At 72.0% G+C, this 7393-nt stretch carries 6 protein-coding genes; 5 read left to right on the top strand and 1 reads right to left on the bottom strand.

The genetic code is table 11. The features are described from left to right. The 3 genes from B2W79_RS16580 to B2W79_RS16570 form a co-directional block, all read left to right on the top strand. Window positions 1-474, top strand: a 474-nt coding sequence (locus B2W79_RS16580) for a cytochrome b/b6 domain-containing protein (RefSeq protein ID WP_292791461.1), incomplete at its 5' end; no start/stop codon positions are given. A gap of 3 nt (window positions 475-477) precedes the next feature. Next, entirely contained in the window at window positions 478-951 is a 474-nt protein-coding gene (locus tag B2W79_RS16575) for an ASCH domain-containing protein (RefSeq protein ID WP_071329904.1), read from the top strand. A 13-nt stretch (window positions 952-964) separates the two neighbouring features. Next, a complete protein-coding gene (locus B2W79_RS16570; RefSeq protein ID WP_071329905.1) occupies window positions 965-2116 on the top strand; it encodes an acetyl-CoA C-acetyltransferase in 1152 nt (383 codons plus the stop codon). Window positions 2117-2169: 53 nt separating this feature from the next. Here the strand turns inward: B2W79_RS16570 and B2W79_RS16565 are convergent, their stop codons facing one another. Then, entirely contained in the window at window positions 2170-2679 is a 510-nt protein-coding gene (locus B2W79_RS16565; protein ID WP_060922628.1) for a GNAT family N-acetyltransferase, read from the bottom strand. A 130-nt stretch (window positions 2680-2809) separates the two neighbouring features. Between B2W79_RS16565 and B2W79_RS16560 the strand changes: the two genes are divergently transcribed. Both B2W79_RS16560 and B2W79_RS16555 read left to right on the top strand, forming a co-directional pair. After that, a complete protein-coding gene (locus B2W79_RS16560; RefSeq protein WP_025105424.1) occupies window positions 2810-3370 on the top strand; it encodes an acyl-CoA thioesterase in 561 nt (186 codons plus the stop codon). Between the two features lie 64 nt (window positions 3371-3434). Next, window positions 3435-7109: a bifunctional proline dehydrogenase/L-glutamate gamma-semialdehyde dehydrogenase gene (locus B2W79_RS16555; RefSeq protein WP_292791455.1), complete on the top strand. Its 3675-nt coding sequence runs from the start codon at window positions 3435-3437 to the stop codon at window positions 7107-7109. Window positions 7110-7393: the final 284 nt, after the last annotated feature.

Raw genomic sequence — 7393 nt, 5'->3', positions numbered from 1 at the left:
ACGAGCTGGGAGGTCTTCCCGAACGCGCTGTCGGCGGCGCTGCAGTACATCTCGTTCGACTGGCCGCACGAGAACGGCTGGAACAACTACAACAGCCTGCAGCAGCTCGCCTACTTCGTCACCGTCTTCCTCGCGGCACCGCTCGCCGCCGTCACCGGGTTCCGCATGTCGGGGCTCTGGCCCAAGAAGGCGGAGCGCCTGTCGAAGGCGTACCCGGTGGAATGGGCCCGCGCCCTGCACTTCCCGGTGATGCTGTACTTCGTGGCGTTCATCATCGCGCACGTCGCGCTCGTGATGCTGACCGGCTTCCTGCGCAACCTCAACCACATGTTCGCCGCGCAGGATGCCGCGACGTGGACGGGGTTCTGGGTGTTCATCGCCTCGCTCGTCGTGATCGCGATCGCGTGGGTCGCGGCGCGCCCGCTCGTGCTCGCGCCGATCGCGAGGGCGTTCGGCAAGGTCTCGGGGCGCTGATCCATGACCGACCGCACCACCATCGAGGACTACTGGCGCGAGGCCCGCATCGCGCTGCCCCACCTGCCCGAGGCCCTTCCCGAGGCGTGGGGTTTCGGCGCGACGCCGGAGCACGCCGACGAACTCCTGGAGCTCGTGCTCCGAGGCATCAAGGTGGGCACCGCGTCCTCCGTCTGGGACTACGAGGAGACGGGGGACCCGCTGCCGACCGTCGGCGAGCTCAGCATCATCCTCGACGGAACCGGCGCCCCGCGCGCCGTGATCGAGACCACGGCGATCGACATCGTGCCGTTCGACGAGGTCGACGAGGCGCACGCGTTCGCCGAGGGGGAGGGGGATCGCACCCTGGCGCACTGGCGCGAGGTGCACGAGCGCTACTGGCGCACCCACTCCGAGAGCCCGCGCGGCTACGAACCCGACATGCCGGTGCTGTGTGAGCGCTTCCGGCTGCTCCTGCCGACCGGCGTGGAGGACTGAGGAGAGGGAGATCATGGCAGAGGCCTACATCGTCGACGCGGTCCGTTCACCGGTCGGACGCCGTGGCGGCGCTCTCGCGGAGATCCACCCCGCCGACCTCGGCGCGCACAGTCTGCGGGCCCTCGTCGACCGCACCGGCATCGACCCTGGCGCCGTGGACGACGTGATCCTCGGAGCCATCGATGCGCTCGGGGGACAGGCCGGGAACGTCGCGCGCACCGCGTTGCTCGTCGCCGGCTTCCCGGAGCACGTGCCCGGCGTGACGATCGACCGCCAGTGCGGATCCAGTCAGCAGGCCGTGCACTTCGCCGCGCAGGCGGTGCTCAGCGGCACCAGTGACCTCGTGATCGCCGGCGGGCTGCAGAACATGTCGCGGATCCCGCTCACGGCGGCCGCGACCGTCGGCCGGGAGTACGGTTTCACGACGCCGTACGCTGAGTCGCCCGGATGGCAGGAGCGGTACGGCGACCAGGAGATCTCGCAGTTCCGGGGCGCGGAGCTCATCGCCGAGCGGTGGGACATCTCGCGGGAGGAGATGGAGCGGTACGCGCTGGAGAGCCACCGCCGGGCAGCCGTCGCCCAGGACGAGGGGCGGTTCGCGGCGGAGATCGCGCCGCTCGCCGGGCTCGACCACGACGAGGGCGTGCGCCGGGACACCACGCTCGAACGCATGGCCGGCCTGCCGCCGCTCGCGCCCGGGGGACGGATCACCGCGGCGGTCGCGTCGCAGATCAGCGACGCATCGAGCGCCGTGCTCATCGCCAGTGCGCGGGCGGTGCAGGAGCACGGCCTCACCCCGCGGGCCCGCATCCACCACCTCTCCGTCCGCGGCGACGACCCCGTGCTCATGCTCACGGCACCGATCCCGGCGACCCGGCACGCGCTGGCGCGCACCGGGCTCCGGATCGAGGACATCGACCTGCTCGAGGTCAACGAGGCGTTCGCCTCCGTCGTGCTCGCCTGGATGCGCGAGACCGGTGCGCCGCACGAGAAGGTCAACGTCAACGGCGGCGGCATCGCCCTGGGGCATCCGATCGGCGCGACCGGAACCCGCATCCTCGCGACCCTGCTCAACGAGCTGGAGCGCACCGGCGGCCGCTACGGCCTGCAGACGATGTGCGAGGGTGGCGGCGTCGCGAACGTCACGATCATCGAACGCCTCTGAGGGCAGACGAAAAGGGCCGCCCCGCGGGGCGGCCCTTCCGGTGAGGACGAGGGTCAGGGGCGCACGAAGCGGACCTCGGTGAGCGTCTCACCGAGGAACGGCTCGGTGTGCGCGGCGCCGTCGAGGTGGAACCCGTTGCGCGTGTAGAAGCGGTGCGCGCGGGGGTTGTCCTCGGCGACCCAGAGGTAGAGCGGCTCGTCCTTCTCGACGGCGGCGTCGAAGAGCTTCTGGCCGATGCCGGTCGAGTGGTACGCGTCGAGCAGGTAGATGAAGTACAGCTCGCGGAACGCCGGGGCGTCCTTGTCGCGGGCCGGACCCGAGCCGACGAAGCCGACGATCTCGCCGTCGACGAGCGCCGCGTTCATCTTGAAGTCGGGGCCCTGCGAGGCCCAGTGCGTCCAGAGCTCGGCCATGCGCCGAGGCGAGACCTTCTCCAGCGCCGCCTTGCTGATGAGGTGATCGTAGGTCTCATGCCAGCACTGCGCATGCACGCGACCGAGGGCTTCCGCATCCACATCACGGACCGGACGGACGATGACTTCGGGCTGGGCTTCGGCGCTCATGCGGTGACTCTACGGCGGGTCCGTGGAAATCGGAAATCGGGATGACGGCCGGGGAAAGGCCCACCGGGGGCATGGAGGAATCGGACAACGAAGTTCGGTCGTCGTGCGCGGATGGCTACGATCAGTCCTCGTGAACGTGATCTGGCGGACCCTCCTCGTGATCCTCGGTGCGCGTCGCCGCGTGCGGCAGGGGAAGACCCTCGACCCCACCGCCGTCGGCACCGTGACGGTGACCACCCTGCCCACCGACCTCGACATCCTCCGCCACATGAACAACGGCCGGTACCTGTCGCTGTTCGACCTCGGTCGCTGGGACCACCTCATCCGCACCGGGTTGTTCGACGTGATGAAGGAGCAGGGCTGGTACGCGGTCGTGTCGAGCGAGACGATCACCTTCCGCAAGTCGCTCCAGCTCTGGCAGCGGTTCGAGGTGCAGTCCCGGTTCATCGGGCACGACGAGAAGGCCCTGTTCCTGGAGCATCGCGCCGTGGTCGGCGGCGAGGTCTACGCCAGGGCCATCGTGCGGGCCCGCGTGCTGCGGCGCTCCGGCGGCACGGTCAGCAACGAGGAGCTCTTCGCCGCGGTGGGCAAGCCCGACGGGGTGCCGGAGATCGACGCGTGGGTGCACGACTGGGCGGCCGCGTCCGCCCTGCCTCCCGTGCGCACCCCGGCCCCCAGCATCTGGAACTGAGCCGACTCCAGCCCGCACGGTCGGGCACCCCGGGATTCCGCGACCGGCGACCTAGGGTGGTCACATGGCAGAGTCGTCGTCATCCTCCGCGGAGGCGGGGGCATCCGCATCCCTCGCCGATCAGGCGGTCGAGCTCGCGCGCCGCTGGGTGATCGAGGCGGCCGCGGCCGACGTCGACCCCGCCGCGGAACGCCTCGCCGGAGTGCTCCGCGACGCCAACGGTCTGCCGTTCACCCTCGGTTTCGTCGACGGCGTGATGCGGCCCGAGAGCCTGACCGCCGCGGCCGCCCAGCTGCGCCGGATCGCGCCCATCGTGCCGGAGTTCCTGCCGTGGTACCTGCGCTCCGCGGTGCGGCTCGGCGGCGGCGTCGCCCCGGTGCTGCCGACCCCGGTCGTCCCCCTCGCGCGACGGGCGCTGCGCGAGATGGTGGGGCACCTCGTGGTGGACGCCCGGCCCGCGAAGCTCGGACCCGCGATCGAGAAGCTGCGGGAGTCGGGCTCGCGCCTGAACCTCAACCTCCTCGGGGAGGCGGTGCTGGGCGAGGCGGAGGCGCAGCGGCGGCTCGACGGCATCCACGAGCTCATCCGGCGTCCGGACGTCGACTACGTGTCGGTCAAGGTCTCGGCCATCGTCAGCCGCATCTCGATGTGGGGCTTCGACGAGGTCGTCGACCGGGTCGTGGAGCGGCTGCTCCCGCTGTACGTGACGGCTGCGGCAGACGGCACCTTCATCAACCTCGACATGGAGGAGTATCGCGACCTCGACCTCACGATCGCTGTCTTCACGCGGATCCTGGAGGACCCTCGGCTCATCGGGCTCGAGGCCGGGATCGTGCTGCAGGCCTATCTGCCTGACGCCCTCCCGGCCCTCCAGGAGCTCACCGCCTGGGCGCAGGACCGCGTGATCCACGGGGGAGCCCGCATCAAGGTGCGCCTCGTGAAGGGCGCGAACCTCGCGATGGAGCACGTCGAGGCGACGCTGCACGGGTGGACGCCTGCGCCCTACGACACGAAGCTCGACACCGACGCCAACTACCTGCGCTGCCTCGACTGGGCGCTGCGGCCCGAGCACACGACCTCGGTGCGGATCGGCGTGGCCGGCCACAACCTCTTCGGCATCGCCCACGCGTGGCTGCTGGCCGGGGAGCGGGGCGTCCGCGACGATGTCGAGTTCGAGATGCTGCTCGGCATGGCCCAGGGGCAGGTGCAGGCGGTGTCCCGGGAAGTGGGTCCGGTGCTGCTGTATGTGCCGGTCGTCGCGCCGGCCGAGTTCGACGTGGCCATCAGCTATCTCGTGCGGCGGCTGGAGGAGAACGCGTCGTCCGAGAACTTCCTCTCCGCGGCGTTCCACCTGCACGACGACGAGACGCTCTTCGCCCGCGAGGCCGGCCGCTTCCTCGACGCACTCGACCGGGCGGGGGACCCGGCCCTCGGCCTCGGCTCGCGGCGCACGCAGGACCGCCTCGCGCCCGTGCACGAGTCCGTGCGGCCGGCGCCGGTCAGCCCGGTCGCGGAGGCCGATCTCACCAAGGCCGTGCTCGGCATCGTGCGCGGCTCGGACGACGCCGACACCGGCGCCTTCCTCGAGACCGCCGTGTATGCGGCGCGCGAGCGCGGGGAGGACACCGGGGGCGCCCCGGGCTTCGCGAACACGGCCGATACGGATCTCGCCCTCCCCGCCAACCGCGAGTGGGCGGCGGGGATCCGCGCACGGCTCGCGGATTCGACGGTCGGGACGGAGGTCCTCGACGCCGCCCGCGTCGACGACGCCGACGACCTCGGCCGCATCGTGCGCGGCGTGCAGGGCGCGGCGGCGGCCTGGGGTGCGCGTCCCGCGGCCGAACGCGCCGAGGTGCTGCTGCGCGCGGCGGCGGCGCTCGAGTCCCGGCGCGCGGAGCTGGTCGAGGTCGCCGCCGCGGAGACCGGCAAGGTCTTCGCCGAAGCCGATGTCGAGGTGAGCGAGGCCGTCGACTTCGCCCGGTACTACGCCGCGACGTGCCGTGAGCTCGATGCGATCTCCGGCGCCGTCTTCGTCCCCGCCCGCGTGACCGTCGTCGCGCCGCCGTGGAACTTCCCCCTCGCGATCCCCGCCGGTGGCGTGCTGGCGGCGCTCGCCGCGGGCTCCGGCGTGGTCCTGAAGCCCGCCCCGCAGGCGCGGCGGTGTGCGGCGGTGCTCGTGGAGGCCCTGTGGGACGGCGGCGTCCCGCGTGAGGCTCTCGCTCTCGTCGACATCGAGGAAGGCGACCTCGGCCGTGCCCTCATCACGGACGAGGCGGTGGACCGGGTGATCCTCACCGGATCGTGGGAGACCGCGGCGCTGTTCCGCTCCTGGCGTCCCGACCTGCCCCTGCTCGCGGAGACCAGCGGCAAGAACGCCATGATCATCACCCCCTCGGCCGACCTCGACCTCGCCGTGGCCGACCTCGTGAAGAGCGCGTTCGGTCATGCGGGGCAGAAGTGCTCCGCAGCGTCGCTCGCGATCCTCGTCGGGCCGGTGGGGCGCTCGCAGCGTTTCGCCCGTCAGCTCGCCGATGCGGTCCGCTCGCTGCGGGTGGGCTGGCCCTCGGATCCGCTCGCCGAGGTGGGCCCCGTCATCGAGAAGCCCGAGGGCAAGCTCGCCTGGGCCCTCTCCGAGCTGGAGGGCGACGAGCGGTGGCTCATCGAACCCGCCCTCGATCCCGCCGACGACGGCAGCGGCCGGCTCTGGCGTCCCGGCGTGCGGGTCGGCGTGCAGTCCGGCTCCCGCTTCCACACCGAGGAGTTCTTCGGCCCGGTCCTCGGGATCATGCACGCCCCGACCCTCGCGAAGGCCGTCGATCTGCAGAACGCCGTCGCCTACGGTCTCACCGCGGGACTGCACACGCAGGACCCCGACGACCTCTCCTTCTGGCTCGACCGCGTGCAGGCCGGGAACCTCTACGTCAACCGCGGCACCACCGGGGCGATCGTGCAGCGGCAGCCGTTCGGCGGGTGGAAGCGCTCCTCCGTCGGGGCCGGTGCCAAGCCCGGCGGGCCGAACCACCTCATCGGACTCGGGTCGTGGCGCGCCCAGCACGGGTCCCCGGCGTCGAGCACGCTTCATCTGCGGGGGCTCGACTCCCGGATCACGGGGCTCATCGAGGCCGCGCAGCCGTCCCTCCCGTTCGAGTCGTTCGAGTGGCTCCGGCGGTCCGCCCTGTCAGACGCGTTGGCCTGGGACCGGGAGTTCGGCCGGGTGCGGGACGTCTCGCGGCTGGAGATCGAGCGCAACCTCTTCCGGTATCGCCCTGTGCCCGTGGAGATCCGCGCCACCGAGGACGCCGCCCTGCACGACCTGCTGCGGGTCGTGATCGCGGGAGTGCGCGCGGGGGCAGGGTTCGTCGTGTCCACTCCGGTCGGGCTTCCGGCGGGCGTGCGGCGTGCTCTGGGCGACCTCGACGCCGTGGTGTTCCTGGAGACGGAGGACGAGTGGCTCCAGCGGATGCGGGTGGCCGAGGGGGCTGGAGCCTCCGGAGATGCCGGTGTTCCGGCGCTTCCGCGGCATGAGCGCGTGCGGCTCGTGGGCGGACGGGAGTCGGTGGCGGCGCTGCGCTCCGTGCTGGCGGTGGCGACGGGCGGTGATCCGGACCTCGCGGTGTACGACGCGGAGGTGACGGCGGCGGCCCGCATCGAGCTCCTTCCGTTCGTGCACGAGCAGTCCGTCTCGATCACCGCCCATCGCTACGGAAATCCCGACCCCTGGAGCGCCTCCGTCATCTGACCCCCGCCCGGCCCGTCCGCCGGGGTGCCCCGCCCGTTTCGGTGCGGGTGCGACAAGGCGCCTCCCCGGGTCGCCCGGGGTGCGTTTCTGATCCCGCCCGTGCCGAGGGGTGCCGCGCGGGTTTCGGTGCGGGTGCAAAAAGGTGCCGCTCCGGAGCGATGGGGGTGCGTTTTCGATCCCGCCTTCCGGGGATGGCCGGGCTCCGCCTCGGTACGGGGGCGAAAAGGCGCTCCTCCGGAACGACGGGGGTGCGTTTTCGATCCCGCCTGCGGTGGGTGTGCGGG

It is taken from the genome of Microbacterium sp. UBA7513 (assembly GCF_002478345.1).
Taxonomy (GTDB): domain Bacteria; phylum Actinomycetota; class Actinomycetes; order Actinomycetales; family Microbacteriaceae; genus Microbacterium.
This window is presented reverse-complemented; position numbering and strand designations above follow the sequence as displayed.

Coding starts and splice junctions, on each gene's coding strand:
- B2W79_RS16575 (WP_071329904.1), top strand. CDS start 478: ATGACCGACCGCACCACCATCGAGGACTACTGGCGCGAGGCCCGCATC.
- B2W79_RS16570 (WP_071329905.1), top strand. CDS start 965: ATGGCAGAGGCCTACATCGTCGACGCGGTCCGTTCACCGGTCGGACGC.
- B2W79_RS16565 (WP_060922628.1), bottom strand. CDS start 2,679: ATGAGCGCCGAAGCCCAGCCCGAAGTCATCGTCCGTCCGGTCCGTGAT.
- B2W79_RS16555 (WP_292791455.1), top strand. CDS start 3,435: ATGGCAGAGTCGTCGTCATCCTCCGCGGAGGCGGGGGCATCCGCATCC.